Source organism: Streptomyces sp. JJ66 (genome assembly GCF_019303495.1).
Classification (GTDB): domain Bacteria; phylum Actinomycetota; class Actinomycetes; order Streptomycetales; family Streptomycetaceae; genus Streptomyces.
The window spans coordinates 131824-147228 of sequence record NZ_JAEVFI010000005.1; the positions used below are offsets into that span (position 1 = coordinate 131824).

16 protein-coding genes and 1 riboswitch are annotated in these 15405 nt (G+C 72.9%); of the genes, 4 read left to right on the forward strand and 12 right to left on the reverse strand.

The window, feature by feature from the left end:
• Positions 1-83: 83 nt before the first annotated feature.
• Genes JJV70_RS05335 through JJV70_RS05345 form a run of 3 tightly spaced genes read right to left on the reverse strand, consistent with a single transcriptional unit; the run spans position 84 to position 2956 of the window.
• A complete protein-coding gene (locus JJV70_RS05335; protein WP_219046536.1) occupies positions 84-392 on the reverse strand; it encodes a hypothetical protein in 309 nt (102 codons plus the stop codon).
• 9 nt (positions 393-401) lie between these two features.
• Entirely contained in the window at positions 402-1346 is a 945-nt protein-coding gene (locus JJV70_RS05340) for a diacylglycerol kinase (protein WP_219046537.1), read from the reverse strand.
• Positions 1343-2956, reverse strand: coding sequence for an FAD-binding oxidoreductase (locus JJV70_RS05345; protein WP_257573419.1), 1614 nt, complete (start codon positions 2954-2956; stop codon positions 1343-1345). Before JJV70_RS05345 ends, JJV70_RS05340 begins: the two co-directional genes overlap by 4 nt.
• A 17-nt stretch (positions 2957-2973) precedes the next feature.
• On the opposite strand from JJV70_RS05345, the gene JJV70_RS05350 reads away from it, so the two are divergent.
• Positions 2974-3714 (forward strand): TetR/AcrR family transcriptional regulator, encoded by a 741-nt coding sequence (locus JJV70_RS05350; protein WP_219046538.1) that lies wholly within the window; start codon positions 2974-2976, stop codon positions 3712-3714.
• The gene (locus JJV70_RS05355) at positions 3711-5252 is read left to right on the forward strand and encodes a glycerol-3-phosphate dehydrogenase/oxidase (RefSeq protein WP_219046539.1); all 1542 of its coding nucleotides are present in this window, start codon (positions 3711-3713) and stop codon (positions 5250-5252) included. The genes JJV70_RS05350 and JJV70_RS05355 overlap by 4 nt, the downstream gene beginning before the upstream one ends.
• 148 nt (positions 5253-5400) lie before the next feature.
• Here JJV70_RS05355 and JJV70_RS05360 read toward each other — a convergent pair whose 3' ends face one another.
• The 4 genes from JJV70_RS05360 to JJV70_RS05375 all read right to left on the reverse strand — a co-directional run bounded on the left by JJV70_RS05360 (position 5401) and on the right by JJV70_RS05375 (position 7553).
• A complete protein-coding gene (locus JJV70_RS05360) occupies positions 5401-5775 on the reverse strand; it encodes a hypothetical protein (protein WP_219046540.1) in 375 nt (124 codons plus the stop codon).
• Entirely contained in the window at positions 5772-6359 is a 588-nt protein-coding gene (locus tag JJV70_RS05365) for a TetR/AcrR family transcriptional regulator (RefSeq protein WP_219046541.1), read from the reverse strand. Before JJV70_RS05365 ends, JJV70_RS05360 begins: the two co-directional genes overlap by 4 nt.
• Before the next feature lie 148 nt (positions 6360-6507).
• Positions 6508-6696 (reverse strand): DUF397 domain-containing protein, encoded by a 189-nt coding sequence (locus tag JJV70_RS05370; RefSeq protein WP_219046542.1) that lies wholly within the window; start codon positions 6694-6696, stop codon positions 6508-6510.
• Complete coding sequence (locus tag JJV70_RS05375; protein WP_219046543.1) at positions 6693-7553, reverse strand: helix-turn-helix transcriptional regulator; 861 nt, start codon at positions 7551-7553, stop codon at positions 6693-6695. Before JJV70_RS05375 ends, JJV70_RS05370 begins: the two co-directional genes overlap by 4 nt.
• A gap of 159 nt (positions 7554-7712) precedes the next feature.
• Here JJV70_RS05375 and JJV70_RS05380 point away from each other — a divergent pair, with 159 nt between their 5' ends.
• Positions 7713-8150, forward strand: a complete 438-nt coding sequence (locus JJV70_RS05380; RefSeq protein ID WP_219046544.1) for an ATP-binding protein — start codon at positions 7713-7715, stop codon at positions 8148-8150.
• Between the two features lie 281 nt (positions 8151-8431).
• Here the strand turns inward: JJV70_RS05380 and JJV70_RS05385 are convergent, their stop codons facing one another.
• The 4 genes from JJV70_RS05385 to gcvT form a co-directional block, all read right to left on the reverse strand.
• Positions 8432-9814 carry an L-serine ammonia-lyase gene (locus JJV70_RS05385; RefSeq protein WP_219046545.1) on the reverse strand — a complete coding sequence of 461 codons (1383 nt, stop codon included), beginning with the start codon at positions 9812-9814 and terminating at the stop codon, positions 8432-8434.
• Between the two features lie 110 nt (positions 9815-9924).
• Positions 9925-11199, reverse strand: a complete 1275-nt coding sequence (gene glyA, locus JJV70_RS05390; RefSeq protein WP_219046546.1) for a serine hydroxymethyltransferase — start codon at positions 11197-11199, stop codon at positions 9925-9927.
• A gap of 127 nt (positions 11200-11326) precedes the next feature.
• Positions 11327-11704: a glycine cleavage system protein GcvH gene (gene gcvH, locus JJV70_RS05395; RefSeq protein ID WP_219046547.1), complete on the reverse strand. Its 378-nt coding sequence runs from the start codon at positions 11702-11704 to the stop codon at positions 11327-11329.
• Between the two features lie 89 nt (positions 11705-11793).
• Entirely contained in the window at positions 11794-12993 is a 1200-nt protein-coding gene (gene gcvT, locus JJV70_RS05400) for a glycine cleavage system aminomethyltransferase GcvT (RefSeq protein WP_219046548.1), read from the reverse strand.
• 142 nt (positions 12994-13135) lie between these two features.
• Positions 13136-13242: riboswitch (glycine riboswitch) on the reverse strand.
• A 319-nt stretch (positions 13243-13561) separates the two neighbouring features.
• Between gcvT and JJV70_RS05405 the strand changes: the two genes are divergently transcribed.
• Positions 13562-14287, forward strand: a complete 726-nt coding sequence (locus tag JJV70_RS05405) for an AAA family ATPase (protein WP_219046675.1) — start codon at positions 13562-13564, stop codon at positions 14285-14287.
• A 110-nt stretch (positions 14288-14397) separates the two neighbouring features.
• On the opposite strand, the gene JJV70_RS05410 is transcribed toward JJV70_RS05405, so the two are convergent.
• Positions 14398-15264, reverse strand: coding sequence for a hypothetical protein (locus tag JJV70_RS05410; RefSeq protein ID WP_219046549.1), 867 nt, complete (start codon positions 15262-15264; stop codon positions 14398-14400).
• Positions 15265-15405 lie beyond the last annotated feature (141 nt).

The following is a 15405-nucleotide window of genomic DNA, read 5'->3' on the forward strand; positions in this document are numbered from 1 at the left end:
GGGGGAACGCTGTGGGGAGCCGCCCGGGCAGGCTTACTCCGCAGCGTCGTCCTGCCCCACGCGATGGCCCGACCGGCCCGGGGTCACCGGCCCCGCCGGTTCGTCATCGCGCGGCGGCGGCGGTCGTTGCACAGCAGGCACTTGCCCCAGCCGGGCGGCAGTGGGTCCTCCTTATCCCCGTACAGCGGGTCCACCGCGCCCATCGGGTGCTCGCGGCAGCCCGTGGTGCCGCCGTGCGGCGCCTGAAGGGACCGCACGGCGCCCAGCGCGCGCTGTAGCGCGTCGGCCACCTCCGCCAGCTGGTCCGCGGGCGGGGCGGTCTCGAAGCCGAAGGCGATGTCGGACGCGGTACTCAGCGCGTTCTGCAGCTCCCGGACCTCTGCGTAACTCATGCCCGAAGGCTAGCCGCCGCCCCTGACAGGGACCGCGGGCACCAGCACCCGCACCGCGTCCGGCACCACCTCGGCGCGTACCGGCAACAGGCCCAGCGGCTCGCCGTCGGCGTAGGCCCGCATGTCCGGGGTGTGCAGCGTCAGGCTGCGGGCGTGGAACGTGCGCACCAGCGGATGGGTGACGTGGGTGCCCCGGTAGATGCGCGGGAAGGCCCGCACCAGCTGGCCCCGTCCGGCTGGCCCGACGACGGTGACCGACAGCCGCCCGTCGTCCGGCTCGGCGTGCGGGCAGATGCGCATACCGCCGCCGTAGGTGGTGGTGTTCCCGACGGCCACCAGGACGGCCTCGAACTCCTCGCGCGTGCCGCCGTCTGTCTCGACCGTGAACGGCAGCGGACGCAGCAGGCCCAGCTCCATGAGGATGGCGAGGTTGTAGCGCAGGCGGCCGCGCGGCCAGGCCAGCCGGTTGGTGCGGTCCGTTACCAGGGAGTCGAAGCCACTGGTCAGCACCGTCCCGAACCAGTGGGTGCGGCCGCCGTCGCCGAGCGAGGTGCTGCGGCCCAGGTCGAGGGCGCGGCGGGTGCCGCGCAGCACGACATCGGCGGCGGCCTGCGGGTCCTTGCCCGGGATGCCCAGGACGCGGGCGAAGTCGTTGCCGGTGCCGGTGGGCAGCACGGCCAGGGCCGTGTCCGTCCCGGCCACCTCCTGGAGCGCGAGGTGCACCATGCCGTCACCGCCCGCTACGGCCAGCACGTCGGCGCCCGCCCGCACGCAGGCGCGCGCCTTCTCGCGTGCCTCGCGCAGGTCGCGCCCGGCCACCACGTCCACCTCGACGCCCGCGGCGAGCAGGTGCCGCGCGGCCCGGGAGGCGACGTCGGCGCCCCGGCGTCCGCCCGCGGTGGGGTTCACCAGCAGCGCGACCCGGCGGGGCGCTCCGACGGGTTCCGGCGTCACGCCCGCTCCCCGGGGATGAGCTTGCCAGGGTTGAGGATGCCTGACGGGTCCAGTACGCCCTTCACGGCGCGCAGGATGTCCACGCCCAGCGGGCCGACCTCGGCCTCCATCCACGGCCGGTGGTCGGCCCCCACGGCGTGGTGGTGCGAGATGGTGCCGCCGCACGCGGCGATGGCGTCACCGGCGGCCTGCTTGGCGGCCCGCCAGCGCGCCAGCGGGTCGGGGCCCGCGACGGCGGCGACGGTGAAGTAGAGCGAGGCGCCCTCGGGGTAGACATGCGAGATGTGGCACAGCACCACCGGCGGTCTGCCCGCCGGGGTGCTCAGTGCGCCGGTGAGCGCGTCGGTGACCGCCTGCCGCAGCGCGGGCAGCGCTGACCAGGTGGTGGCCGTCTCCAGCGTCTCGGCGAGGACACCCGCGTCCAGCAGGGCGTCGCGCAGGTAGGGCCCGGAGTACCGGCTGTGCCGCCACTGCGCGACGGGTCCGGAGCCCAGCTCCGTGCCGCCCGCCGCCCGCAGCGTGCGCGCGGACAGCTCCCGTACGGCATCGGCCTGCTCGGCGGTGCCCTCGTGTGCGACGACGGCCAGGCACCCGGCGGCGGCCTGCGTGCCGGAGAGCGCGGCGTTCACGAACGTCTCCGTCTCGTCGGACAGCCGCACGAGCGTCGGTCGCGCGCCGCCCTGCGCGAGGGCGCGCAGGGCCGCCGTGCCGGCCGCGAAGTCGGGGAAGGACCAGGCTTCGTCGCGCACGGTCTCGGGCAGCGGACGCACCCGCAGCGTCACCTCGGTGATGACGCCGAGCGTGCCTTCCGAGCCGAGCAGCAGGTGCCGCAGGTCGGGTCCGGCGGCCGAGCCGGGCGCGCGGCCCAGTTCCAGCGTGCCGCGCGGGGTGGCCACCCGCAGCGAGAGCACCATGGCGTCGAACCGCCCGTACCCGGTGGAGGACTGGCCCGCCGAGCGGGTGGCCGCGTAACCGCCGATGGTGGCGTACTCGTAGCTCTGCGGCTGGTGGCCGAGCGTCAGCCCGTGCGCGGCCAGCAGCTCATCGGCCTCCGGCGTGCGCAGCCCGGCGTGCAGCGTGGCGGTGCGGTCCACGGCGTCCACCGCCACGAGCCGGTCCAGCCGCCGCAGGTCGAGCGCGACGGCGGCGCCGAACCCACCGCGCAGCGGCTCCACCCCGCCGACGACGCTGGTGCCGCCGCCGAACGGCACGACGGCGACGCGGTGTCCGGCGCACGCGGCGAGCACCGCGGTCACCTCGTCGTGCGTGCCGGGCAGGACCACGGCGTCCGGCGCGCCGGCCACGTCACCGGCACGGCGGCGCAGCAGGTCGGGCGTGGACTTGCCGCCGGTGTGCCGGATGCGCACGGCCGCCTCGGTGACGACGTGCTCCGCGCCCACGGCGTCGGTGAGCGCGGACCGGGCGGCATCCGGCAGCGCGCTCGGCGGCAGCTTCAGTTCCGCCTCGGGCGTGCGCGGCGCGCCGGCGGGCTCGGCGCCGAGTACGTCCGCGAGCAGCGCGCGGACGGGCTCGGGCAGGGCAAAGGCCCGGGCGGGGTCGCCCCAGGCGTTCCAGGACATGGCGCCGACTCGGCGGCTCGGAGCTGTCATGCGTTACAGTCTTGCACATGGTGTCAATCAGTAACGAGGGTGCGGACGGGGACTCCGGCGGCGAACCGGCGCCGGGGGACCCCGCCGGCCCGCGCCCCGGCCCCACCGCCGACCGGGCCGCCCACCCGAGCCCCGGCCCGTCCGCCGACTCCTCCCCGGACGCGCCCGCCGACCCCATCGCCGACGCGCTGCTCGACGCGGCCTACGCGTCCATCGCCACCTTCGGGCTGCGCCGCCTCACCCTCACCGACGTCGCCCGCCGCGCCGGGGTGAGCCGCCCGACCATCTACCGGCGCTGGCGCGACATCGACACCCTCCTCGGCGACCTGCTCACCCGCGAGATGCGCACCGTCCTGCTCGCCGCCGTGCCGCGCGCCACCGCCGAAGGCCACGACGCCCGCACCCGCCTGGTCGCCGGTGCCGCCTGCGTCCTCGAAGGGCTGCGTGCCCACCCGCTGATGGCCCGCATCCTCGACACCGAGCCCGAAACGCTGGTCACCTACACCTTCCAGCGGCTCGGCTCCAGCCAGCGCGATGCCCTCGCCTTCACCGAGGAACAGATCCGCGCCGGACAGACCGACGGCTCGATCCGCGCGGGCGAACCCGCCGAGCTGGCCCGCCTGGTGCTGCTGCTGGTGCAGACCGCCGCCCAGTCCTGGCGCCTGGTGGACGACGTGCTGCCCCTTGCGCAACTCACCCGCGAAGTACGGCACATGCTCGACGCCTACCTGAGCCCGCAACCCGGGGAGCCCGCATGACCCACCCCGCGGCCCACCCCGCCGCCTCCCTCAACGCCGCCCGCCGCACCCGCGAGCTGACCCACCTCGCCGACCACCCCGACGTGGACCTGCTCGTCGTCGGCGGCGGCGTCACCGGCACCGGTATCGCGCTGGACGCCGCCACCCGTGGCCTGAGCGTCGTCCTGGCCGAGAAACACGACCTCGCCTTCGGCACCAGCCGCTGGAGCTCCAAACTCGTGCACGGCGGCCTGCGCTACCTGGCCACCGGCCAGCTCGGCATCGCCCACGAAAGCGCCCGCGAACGGCACCTCCTGCTCGCCCGCACCGCCCCGCACCTGACCCGCGCCCTGCCCATGCTGCTGCCGCTGCACGCGAGCGTCACCCCCGCGCAGGCGGCGCTGACCCGAACCGGGTTCCTGCTCGGGGACGCCCTGCGGCTGTCCGCCGGAACGCGCGGCACCCTGCTGCCCGCCGCCCGCCGCGTCTCCGCCCGCCGCGCGCTCCAGCTCGCCCCCGGCCTGCGGCCCTGCGGACTGCGCGGGGGCCAACTCGCCTACGACGGCCAACTCGTGGACGACGCCCGCCTCGTCGTCGCCCTCGCCCGCACCGCCGCCGCCCACGGCGCCACCATCCTCACCCGGCTCGGCGCCACCGCACTGCGCGGCGACGGCGCCATCCTGCGCGACGAACTCACCGGCGAGCGCGTGCGGATACGCGCCCGGGCCGTCGTCAACGCCACCGGCGTGTGGGCCGATCAGCTCGTCCCGGACGTCCGGCTGCGCCCCAGTCGCGGCACCCACCTGGTCCTCCCCGGTCACCTGTTCGGGGGCCTGCGCACCGCGCTGACCATCCCCGTCCCCGGCGACCCCAGCCGCTTCACCCTCGTCCTGCCCCAGCCCGACGGCCGCGTCTACCTCGGCCTCACCGACGAACCCCTCAGCGGCCCCACCCCCGACGTGCCCGCCGCCCCCGAAAGCGACATCGCCTTCCTGCTGGAGGTGGCGAGCAGCGTGCTCGCCACAAAGCTGCGCCGCTGTGACGTCACCGGCACGTTCGCGGGCCTGCGTCCCCTGCTCGACGCGGGTGGCCCGCCCGGACGCAGCGCCGACCTCTCCCGCCGCCACGCCGTGCTCACCTCTCCCGGCGGCGTCCTCACCGTCGTCGGCGGCAAGCTGACCACCTACCGGCGCATGGCCGAGGACGCCGTGGACGCCGCCGCCGCCAACGCCGCGCTGCGCGTCGGACCGTGCCGCACCAAGCGCCTGCCGCTGGTGGGCGCCGCCTCCCCGGCCGCGCTGGCCCGCGTCCCCGCGCCCGCCCGCCTAGTCGCCCGCTACGGCACCGAGGCCCCGGCCGTGCTCGCCGAGGCCGACGGCCGCCCCGACCTGCTGGAACCCCTGGCCACCGGCGTCACCGGCGCCGAACTGCGCTGGGCCGTCCGCCACGAGGCCGCCCTCGACGCCGCCGACCTCCTGGAACGCCGCACCCGCCTCGCCCTCGTCCCCACCGACGCCACCACCGCCCACCACGCCGCCCGCGCCGCCCTGCTGGAGTGACCACCAGGCACACTGATGTGCCGACACCCTCAGGCGCCGCTGCTCCTGGCGTTTTTGCTCACACCCTGGTTTGCGGTCCGCCCCGAGCTGGCAGAAGCAGACCCGGCACTCGGTGGCGTGAGTTCGCGTCGGCGGTGAACGCGGCGGCTCAGAGCGTCCCGATGACCGTGAGGGTTCCCACCGGCAGCAGCAACATCCACTGGGGTAGCCGAAGCAGCGGCCGTGACCAGCCCACGGTGAGGGTGCCGACCAGGAAGGCCGCCGTGTACGCGACGTAGTGGGCGGCGATGAACAGCGCGAGCGGAACATTCGGTTCGGCGCGCAGCGCGAGCACGATGAGGGCCACGGCACTGAGCAGCAGGTCCACGGTGACGAAGTGCCACACCACGTGCAAGGTGCGCCTCGGTTCAGCCTCCATGGAGCTGCCGAGCAGCGGACGCACCACGTCCCGGCCGCCGGCGATGACATGGATGAGGGTGGTCGCCGCCGCGAGGCTGCCAGCAGCGAAGAGCCAGCCGTTCAACGGGTCTCGATTCCCTTGGTCACGAGTGCGGCGATGCGCTGGGCCAGCTCGCGGTCCGGCCGTTCGCCGAGGATTCCGAGGTGGAAGAAGACGGCGCCGACCAGGGTGTCCAGGAGGAGGTCGGCGGGTACGGCGGCGACGGTCTCACCGCGCTCCGCCGCCCGGCCGAACACGCTCAGCAGGCGCTCCTTGGCGGGCATGAGGAACGTGGCGCGAATCCGGTCCCGCAGCGCGGGGTCGGCGGCGAAGTCGGCCAGCACGCCGGGCAGCGCCGCAGCCGCCGCCGGTGTGCTGAACTCGTCAACCAGCCCCTGCACCAGCACGGTTACGTCATTCTCGATGGTGCCGGTGTCGGGCACGGGCGCGGTGTCGGTGACAGTGAAGACCGCCTCGTACACCAGCTCGGCCTTGCCCGACCAACGCCGGTAAACGGTGTCCTTGCCGACACCGGCCCGCGCGGCCACGGCATTGATCGACGTGGCGTCATATCCCACCTCAGCCACCAGCTCGGCGGCAGCGGTGACGATGGCGGCGTGGGACCGCTCATCTCGTGGGCGCCCTCGCGGGGCGGGAGAAGAAGTCACCGCTCCTGTTTACCATACGGGTCTACCTGTATGGTAAATAGCTCGGGGCTGAGTGCGCGCCAGGAGAGCGGGAACGCCAGGCTTGTGGCCGCCAGGACCGACGAGCTGACGGGACAACGCTCGAAGGCCGCCCCGCCAGCGAGTGAGGTCAGGAGTGGCGTTCGGCGGTGTACTGGGTGAAGGTTTCCCAGACAGCCGGGGTGACGGCGAGCGGGCGTCGCTGAGTGTCCTTGGAGTCGCGGACGAAGACGGTGCCAGGTCGCTCTGCGACCTCGACGCAGTTGTCCCCACCTCCGCCGCTGTAGCTGCTCTTGAACCAGGTCAACTCGGTGCTCATAGCGCTCCTCGCATCCGTTCCAGCAGGCTCCGGGTGTCCTGATGGCTCAGAGCCTGTGAGCGCATCTTGCCATAGCGCTGGAGCATGGCACTTACCGCGCGACCGTTGGTGATCAACAAGCTCGTCTCATGCCCCTCGACGTATCCGACCCAGCGACTTTGCTCTGAATCTGACAGCGTTTCGGCGAGGTACATAGCGCCTTCAAAACCGCAGTGGTCTGGCTGGTGGGTGGGCATGACCTGGATCTCGACGTTCAGGCGCTCCCCTTGCTCTAGCAGATGGCTCAAGAGGCTGCGGGTCACATCGGGGCCGCCAAGTTCACGGTCGAGCAGCGCTTGCTCAATGATGAAACTGAAGGCTGTGTTGGGACGGTCGGCGATCAACTGCCCCCGGGCGAGCCGCGCGGCCGTCTGCTTCTCGATTTGAGCTTCGGTCATCGGCGGGAAGTGCCGATTGAAGATCGCACGGATGTAGGGTTCCGGTTGCAACATTCCAGGAACAGCACGGCACTCGTACGCATATAGCGTCACAGCCTCCTCTTCGATGCCTGCCCAGTGTTGGAACCAGGAAGCCAGACCGACCTTCCGAGTCAGACTCTGGACTGCTGCGTTCAGAACCCGTGTTGCCGTGGGGCCAAGCACTGGCCCCACACGCTGAAGAAGACGAAGCGGCGGGAACCGCTTTCCCTGTTCGATCTTGGCGATGTAGGTGGCGGAGTACATGACCCGGGGGGCGAACTCTTCCTGTGTCAGGTGCGCTTCCTCACGCAGGGCCTTCAGGACCGCCCCAAAGGTCTTGAGACTGTCGGAGACTTCCGCTTCACTGTTCGAGTCGTCACCCGCGTACTTCGCTGTCATGTGCCATCCACCCTCCGGCGCTGTGCCGTACGGCCCGTACGACCTGACTTATCGTCACGCGAGGTCACGCGTCCAGTCCAGTGGGTCAACTGGTACAACGACTTCTGGGTGGGTGCTGTCCCTGTCGCCGAATAGGTTCGGCATCCGACGCTGTACGGCATGACGGGACTTCAACCTTCCTCGCTCGCCAGCCTTTCCGACTTCGATCAGCGGTTCTCCGCCACACCGCGCGGGGCGCGACTGGCCCGGCTGCTGGCCGCCTGCCAATTCGAAAGCTGGGGTGTGCCACGCGGCAGCCGTGCCTTCGAGGCCGCCACGCTGGTGGTGGCGGAACTGGCGTCGAACGCCGTTCTGCACGGCCGCGTTCCCGGACGGGATTTCGCGCTGCACCTGGCTCACGACTGTGCGGGCGGCGTCGTGCGGATCGAGGTGTCCGACACGCACCCCGCCACCCCCCTCCGCACGTGTGCCGACGCTGACGAGGAGCACGGGCGCGGCCTCCAGCTCGTGGACGCCCTCACCCTGCGCTGGGGCGTACGCGAACGCAGCGGCCCCGGCAAGACCGTCTGGGCCGAGTGCGCCCTGCACGAGGTGTAGGAGAGGTATCGCTCATGCTTCACAAGGGGCTGTGAAACGATTTACCGTTCCGGGCGTGGCAGTGGTGTTCAACCACGAGTGCCTGGCGATCTTCCGCTCGGTCGCGGGCAACGGCGGCCTGGACGTCCTCGGCGAACGGGAGCACCAGGCTACTCCCTTCTCCGGCCGCCGATTCCCTCGCAGCGGCTGTGGGCGCTCGCTCCAGCACCCGGTACACCGTTGCCCGGATGACGGAATAGACAGCGCTGAAAGACACGAAAGTGCTGGTCAGGGTCTATCCCCTAGCACTCGATGATGTTCACCGCGAGGCCGCCGCGGGCGGTCTCCTTGTACTTGACGGACATGTCGGCGCCGGTGTCCTTCATCGTCTTGATCGCCTTGTCCAGGGAGACGTGGTGGCGGCCGTCGCCGCGCAGGGACATCTTCGCGGCGGTCACCGCCTTCACCGCGGCCATGCCGTTGCGTTCGATGCACGGGATCTGGACGAGGCCGCCGACCGGGTCGCAGGTCAGGCCCAGGTTGTGTTCAATGCCGATCTCGGCGGCGTTCTCCATTTGCTCCGGGCTGCCCCCCAGCACCTCGGCGAGGCCGCCGGCGGCCATGGAGCAGGCGGAGCCGACCTCACCCTGGCAGCCGACCTCGGCGCCGGAGATGGAGGCGTTCTCCTTGAACAGCATGCCGATGGCCCCGGCGGCCAGGAGGAAGCGGACGACGCCGTCCTCGTCGGCGCCGGGCACGAAGCGCGTGTAGTAGTGCAGGACGGCCGGGATGATGCCCGCCGCGCCGTTGGTGGGGGCGGTGACGACGCGGCCCCCGGCGGCGTTCTCCTCGTTGACGGCCATCGCGTAGAGCGTCACCCACTCCATCGCGTGGGCCTCGGCGTTGCCCTCGGTACGCAGCATGCGGGCGGTCTTCGCGGCGCGGCGACGCACCTTCAGGCCCCCGGGGAGGATGCCCTCCTGGCTGCTGCCCCGGGCCACGCACTCCTGCATGACCTGCCAGATCTCCAGCAGACCGGCACGGATCTCGGCCTCCGTGCGCCACGCCTTCTCGTTCTCCAGCATCAGTGCCGAGACCGACAGACCGGTCTCCTGAGTGAGGCGCAGGAGTTCGTCGCCGGTGCGGAACGGGTAGCGCAGCGGGGTGTCGTCCAGCTTGATGCGGTCCTCGCCGACGGCGTCCTCGTCCACGACGAAGCCGCCGCCGACCGAGTAGTACGTCTTCTCCAGCAGCGGGCGCCCGTCGGCGTCGTAGGCGAACAGCGTCATGCCGTTGGCGTGGTAGGGCAGCGAGCGGCGGCGGTGCAGGATCAGGTCGGTGTCGGCGTCGAAGGCGATCTCGTGGCTGTCGCCTATCTCGGTGGCCAGCAGCTTCAGCCGGCCCTCGGTGCGGATGCGCTCGACCCAGGCGTCGGCCTGCTCGACGTCCACGGTGCGCGGGGAGTGGCCCTCCAGCCCGAGGAGGACGGCCTTGGGCGTGCCGTGTCCGTGTCCGGTGGCGCCGAGCGAGCCGAACAGTTCGGCGCGCACCGAGGCCGTCTGTGCCAGGACGCCGTCGTTCTTCAGGCGGACGGCGAACATCCGGGCGGCGCGCATGGGGCCGACGGTGTGCGAACTGGACGGGCCGATGCCGATGGAGAACAGGTCGAAGACGGAGATGGCCACGGTGCGGACTCCCTGTCAGCTCGTGGGTGGAGCCGGTTGGTGGTCGAGTACATGGGGAAGAGGGCCGGGCCGCCTGCGCGAGGGGTGGGCGCGGGCGGCCCGGCGGGGGCTTACGCGCTCAGCCCGGGGTACAGCGGGTGCTGGTCGGCGAGCGCCGAGACGCGGGTGGCGAGCGCCTTGGCCTTGTCCTCGTCGAAGTCGGGCAGCAGCGCCTCGGCGATGATGTCGGCGACCTCGCGGAAGTCGTCGTCGCCGAAGCCGCGAGTGGCCAGGGCCGGGGTGCCGATGCGCAGCCCGGAGGTGACCATCGGCGGACGCGGGTCGTTCGGCACCGCGTTGCGGTTGACGGTGATGCCGATCTCGTGCAGCCGGTCCTCGGCCTGCTGGCCGTCCAGCTCGCTGTCGCGCAGGTCCACCAGGACCAGGTGCACGTCGGTGCCGCCGGACAGGACGGAGACGCCTGCCGCGACCGCGTCCGGCTGCGTCAGCCGCTCGGCGAGCAGCTTGGCGCCGGTCAGCGTGCGCTGCTGGCGCTCCTTGAACTCCTCGGAGGCGGCGATCTTGAAGGAGACCGCCTTCGCCGCGATGACGTGCTCCAGCGGTCCGCCCTGCTGGCCGGGGAACACCGCCGAGTTGATCTTCTTCGCGTGCTCGGCCTTCGACAGGATCACGCCACCGCGCGGCCCGCCCAGGGTCTTGTGCGTGGTGGTGGTGACGACGTCGGCGTGCGGCACCGGGTTGGGGTGCAGCCCGGCGGCGACCAGACCGGCGAAGTGCGCCATGTCCACCATCAGCAGCGCGTCCACGGCGTCGGCGACGCGGCGGAACGCGGCGAAGTCCAGCTGACGCGGGTAGGCGGACCAGCCCGCGATGATCAGCTTCGGCCGGTGCTCGCGGGCGAGGCGCTCCACCTCGTCCATGTCCACGAGCCCGGTCTCGGCGTCCACGTGGTAGGCGACGACGTGGTACAGCTTGCCGGAGAAGTTGATCCGCATGCCGTGGGTGAGGTGGCCGCCGTGGGCCAGGTCCAGACCCATGATCGTGTCACCCGGCTTGAGCAGCGCGAACATGGCCGCGGCGTTCGCGGAGGCGCCGGAGTGCGGCTGCACGTTGGCGGCCTCGGCGCCGAACAGCGCCTTGATCCGCTCGCGCGCGATGTCCTCGACGACATCGACGTGCTCGCAGCCGCCGTAGTAGCGGCGGCCGGGGTAGCCCTCGGCGTACTTGTTGGTCAGCACCGAGCCCTGGGCCTGGAGCGCCGCGATGGGCGCGAAGTTCTCGGAGGCGATCATCTCCAGGGTGGACTGCTGGCGGTGGAGTTCGGCGTCAACGGCGGCGGCGACGTCCGGGTCCACCTCGTGCAGGGAACTGTTCAGAAGCGACATGGGGTCCTCGGGGAAGTTCCGCAGGGAAATCCGGGCAGGGAGTTGAGCGGGCCAGGTCCGGACGGGGGCGCCAGGTCCGGACGCGGGAACGTCCGGACGCGGCGCGGGTCCGGCGGGCGGGCGTGGCTCAGGCGCCGGTGAACTCGGTGTAGGCGGCGGCGTCGAGCAGGTCGTCCGGCTCGTCGGTGACGCGCACCTTGAACAGCCAGCCGCCCTCGAACGGGGCCGAGTTCACCAGGCTCGGGTCGTCCACGACGTCCTGGTTGGTTTCGGTGACCTCACCGGTGACCGGGGAGTACAGGTCGCTGACCGACTTCGTCGACTCCAGCTCGCCGCAGGTCTCGCCCGCGGTCACCGTGGCGCCGACCTCGGGCAGGTCCACGTAGACGACGTCGCCGAGCGCGTTCGCGGCGTGCGCCGTGATGCCGACCGTCGAGACGCCGTCCTCGGCGGCCGACAGCCACTCGTGTTCCTTGCTGTAACGCAGCTGCTCAGGGTTGCTCATGGTGCGGATTCTCCCGGATGAGGAAGGGCGGGGTGGGAAACGGGGTGTCCGGGCGGGCGGAGCGGGCCGCTCGCGCCTGGACGCGGGGCTCAGCGTTCGCGCTGGTAGAAGGGCAGCGCGACGACCTCGTACGGCTCGTGCCTGCCCCGGATGTCCACGGCCACACCCGGCGTGCCCGGCGCGGCGTGCGCGGAGTCGAGGTAGGCGATCGCGATCGGCTTGCCGAGGGTGGGGGAGGGGGCGCCGGAGGTGACCTCGCCGATCTGCTGGCCGCCAGCGTCCACCACCGGGAAGCCCGCGCGCGGCACCCGGCGGCCCTCGGCGACCAGGCCGACCAGCGTGCGCGGCGCCTGCGCCTGGGTGCGCTCGGCGGCGGCTCGCAGCGCCTCGCGGCCCACGAAGCGGCCGTCGTTCGACGTCTTCTCGAACTTCACGACCCGGCCCAGCCCGGCGTCGAACGGCGTCGTGGCGCGCGTCAGCTCGTGCCCGTACAGCGGCATCCCGGCCTCCAGGCGCAGGGTGTCGCGGCAGGACAGGCCGCACGGCACCAGCCCGGCGTCCTGGCCCGCGTCCAGCAGCGCCTGCCACAGCCTCGGTGCGTCAGCGGGGGCGACGAACAGCTCGAAGCCGTCCTCGCCGGTGTAGCCGGTGCGCGCGATGAGCGCCTGGACGCCTGCGACGGTGCCGGGCAGACCGGCGTAGTACTTCAGCCCGTCCAGGTCGGCGTCGGTCAGTCCCGCGAGGATGCCCGCCGCCTGCGGCCCCTGCACGGCCAGCAGCGCGTACGCCTCGCGGTCGTCGCGGACGGCGGCGTCGAACCCGGCCTGCCGCTCGCTGAGCGCGTCCAGCACTACCTGGGCGTTCGCGGCGTTGGCGACGACCAGGAACCGGGGTGCGTCCTGGTCGGTGAGGCGGTAGACGATCAGGTCGTCCAGGATGCCGCCACGCTCGTCGCAGATCATGGTGTACCGGGCGCGGCCGGGCTTGAGGGCGCTGAAATTGCCGACCAGCGCGTAGTCCAGCAGCTCGGCGGCCTGCGGGCCGGTGACGGTGATCTCGCCCATGTGGGAGAGGTCGAACAGCCCGGCGCGGGTGCGCACGGCCTGGTGCTCGTCGCGCTCGCTGGCGTAGCGCAGGGGCATGTCCCAGCCAGCGAAGTCGGTCATCGTCGCGCCGAGGGCGCGGTGCACGGCGTCCAGCGCGGTGCGGCGCGGCGCGGCAGGCTCGGTGCGCTCGGCGTTCTGCGCGGTCCCGGGCAGTTCGGCGTTCTCGGACAGGGCGTCAGACATTCAGGGCTCCCAGACAGGGCGGACACGTCCTCCCCATCTGTCATCGAAAACCTGAGAGGTTCGCCACAGGCCCACTCGGACTACGGCTTGCACCTTGGGTGGGCCGGACCCGGTAGCCGGGCCGGCCGCTTTTCAGATCTGCCTCGCGCGCACGGTATCGGGGCCTGAGAGATTCAAGGGAGGACTTGCTCCTTCGGCGCCCCGCGCCCCGGGTGACCAGGGCGGCGGGGACTCTCCCGTGCGGGCTCGAACGGCCGGTATGAAGTTCGCGGGCTCATCATTGCACGGGAAGCGGGCGGTGGGGGAGTCCGGCCGGGACGGGCTTTCCCCGGCCCGGGTTCGCTGGGTAGCCGCAGGGAACCGGAGCGTATCGAACGGTCATCATAGGAATGGCTGGGCGCCGTACGGTGCGCGGCTCCGGGGAGGGAGAGACGGCATGATCCGGCACGAGGCCCAGGTCCCGGCAGCATCCGGCGCGAGGGCGGCATCCCAGCCGGCGGCGCCAGCCGAAGCGGAGGTGCCATCCAAGCCGGTGGCGCCAGCCGAGCCGGTGGCGCCAGCCGAGCCGATGGCGAGGGCTCAGCCGGCGGTGGCAGCCGAGCTGACCGTGACGGCCCTCGGCGGGTCCGGGGCCGGACCCGGACCTGGGGCTGGCGCGTCGCCCGGCACGGGGGGTGCCGACGCGGCCCCCGCACCCATCCGTGACCTGCGTGCCGAGTCGGGACTGCCCGCGCTCGGCTTCCCGCCCGGAGACCGGGTGGTGGTCTCCGGGCTGCCGGGCAGCGGCAAGTCCACCCTGATCCGCGCCCTCACCGCGTGCCCGGAGGCCGAGGCGATACGGGTGGACTCCCAGGAGGTCCGCGAACGCTGGGAGGGCCGCCTGCCGCCCCGGCTGCCGTACGCCGTCTACCGGCCCGTGGTGCGGCTGGACCACTACCGGCGGCTGCGGCGCGCGCTGCGCACGGGCTCCAGCGTCGTCGTCCACGACTGCGGGAACCTGCCGTGGGTACGGCGCTGGCTCGCCCGCGACGCCCGCCGCCGGGGCCACCGGCTGCACCTGGTGCTGCTGGACGTCCCGGCCACGGTGGCGCTCGCCGGGCAGGCGGAGCGCGGGCGCACCGTCTCCGGGCACGCCTTCGCCCTCCACCGCCGCGCGGTGCGGCGGCTGCTGGACGAGCTGGAGGCCGGGCGCCTGCCCGCGGGCTGCGATACGGCGGTCCTGCTCACCCGTCCCGCGCCGCCGCCGGTACCCGCGCATCCCGCGCCACCGCCACCGCCAGCGACCGGCGGGTGACCGGCGGCTGCGGGGCCGCCGCTGGCGAACCCGCAGACCCGCCCGCTGGCCCGGTCGCTGCCGCTGCCGCTGGCCGGGCCGCCAGCCGCCCGCTGGCCTGCCGGTACGCGTCAGCGCGTGGCCTGGGCGGGACCGGCCAGCGCGGACATCACCGCGTTCAGCCGCTCCAGCACGGCGTTCGCCGCGTCCTGGGTGCGCTGCGGCTCGCGGGCCACGGAGTTCTCGAACAGCACGTTGACCGCCTGCTCCAGCTCGTCCAGTGCGGTGTGCGCCGCCGCGCCGTCCTCCGCCTGCGGCTGCCAGTCCTCTACCTCCACTTCCTCCCCGTCCACGGTGACCGAGGTGCCGGTGGGACCGGTGGTGAGGGCCGGGACCGCGTCCGCACAGACGGGGATGGGCAGGGTGGGGTAGGTGATGCCGATGTCCGGGAGCTGCACGGGCAGGCAGGTCGGGGCGGTGGTCTGGGCGCCCGCGCCGGACTGCGGCGCGCTCACCGACCACTCGCCGAAGTCGATCAGCCACGCGTCCTTGGCGTTGTTCCATTCGACCCGCACACCGTCCGCTCCGCCGACCTCCACGCTCTGCGGCGTGGGCGCCACTCGTGCGCGGTGGCCCCCGGGCGTCCGCGCGCCGTCCCTCAGCGTGCGCCGCAGATCGCGCAGGTTCTCCCGGACCTCGCGCCGGTGGCCGGAGACCGCCGACGTGGACAGTTCGCCGCCCGGCGCCCGCGCGACGTCCTCCACCAGCTCGGAGACGGCCGAGATCAGCTCGCCGAGGTAGTCGAGCTGACGTGCCTGGGCAGCCAGGGCGCGGGAGTCGGGGAGGGCGGTGGCGGGGAGGGCAGCGGCCGGGACGGCGGAGTCGGCGGCGGGACGGTCGGCGGGTCCCGCTCCGGCGACGCCGACGAGGGTGAGGGTCACGGTTCCGGCGAGGGCGGCGGAGGCCGCACCGAAGGCGACCTTGCGAGCGCTGAGCATGAGTACGGCTCCTGACGAGATCTCCGATAGGTCTCCTCCACGCTCTGACCTTCCATCACACTCCGCAACCGCAGATGTGCCCAGGGTGCTCATCCGGGTTACCCGGCCACTCGCGCGGAGAGGTGGCACCCCGGGCTCCGT

Coding starts and splice junctions, on each gene's coding strand:
- glyA (WP_219046546.1), bottom strand. CDS start 11,199: ATGTCGCTTCTGAACAGTTCCCTGCACGAGGTGGACCCGGACGTCGCC.
- JJV70_RS05355 (WP_219046539.1), top strand. CDS start 3,711: ATGACCCACCCCGCGGCCCACCCCGCCGCCTCCCTCAACGCCGCCCGC.
- JJV70_RS05375 (WP_219046543.1), bottom strand. CDS start 7,553: ATGACAGCGAAGTACGCGGGTGACGACTCGAACAGTGAAGCGGAAGTC.
- JJV70_RS05380 (WP_219046544.1), top strand. CDS start 7,713: ATGACGGGACTTCAACCTTCCTCGCTCGCCAGCCTTTCCGACTTCGAT.
- JJV70_RS05350 (WP_219046538.1), top strand. CDS start 2,974: ATGGTGTCAATCAGTAACGAGGGTGCGGACGGGGACTCCGGCGGCGAA.
- gcvT (WP_219046548.1), bottom strand. CDS start 12,993: ATGTCTGACGCCCTGTCCGAGAACGCCGAACTGCCCGGGACCGCGCAG.
- JJV70_RS05405 (WP_219046675.1), top strand. CDS start 13,562: ATGGCGAGGGCTCAGCCGGCGGTGGCAGCCGAGCTGACCGTGACGGCC.
- JJV70_RS05335 (WP_219046536.1), bottom strand. CDS start 392: ATGAGTTACGCAGAGGTCCGGGAGCTGCAGAACGCGCTGAGTACCGCG.
- gcvH (WP_219046547.1), bottom strand. CDS start 11,704: ATGAGCAACCCTGAGCAGCTGCGTTACAGCAAGGAACACGAGTGGCTG.
- JJV70_RS05410 (WP_219046549.1), bottom strand. CDS start 15,264: ATGCTCAGCGCTCGCAAGGTCGCCTTCGGTGCGGCCTCCGCCGCCCTC.
- JJV70_RS05345 (WP_257573419.1), bottom strand. CDS start 2,956: ATGACAGCTCCGAGCCGCCGAGTCGGCGCCATGTCCTGGAACGCCTGG.
- JJV70_RS05370 (WP_219046542.1), bottom strand. CDS start 6,696: ATGAGCACCGAGTTGACCTGGTTCAAGAGCAGCTACAGCGGCGGAGGT.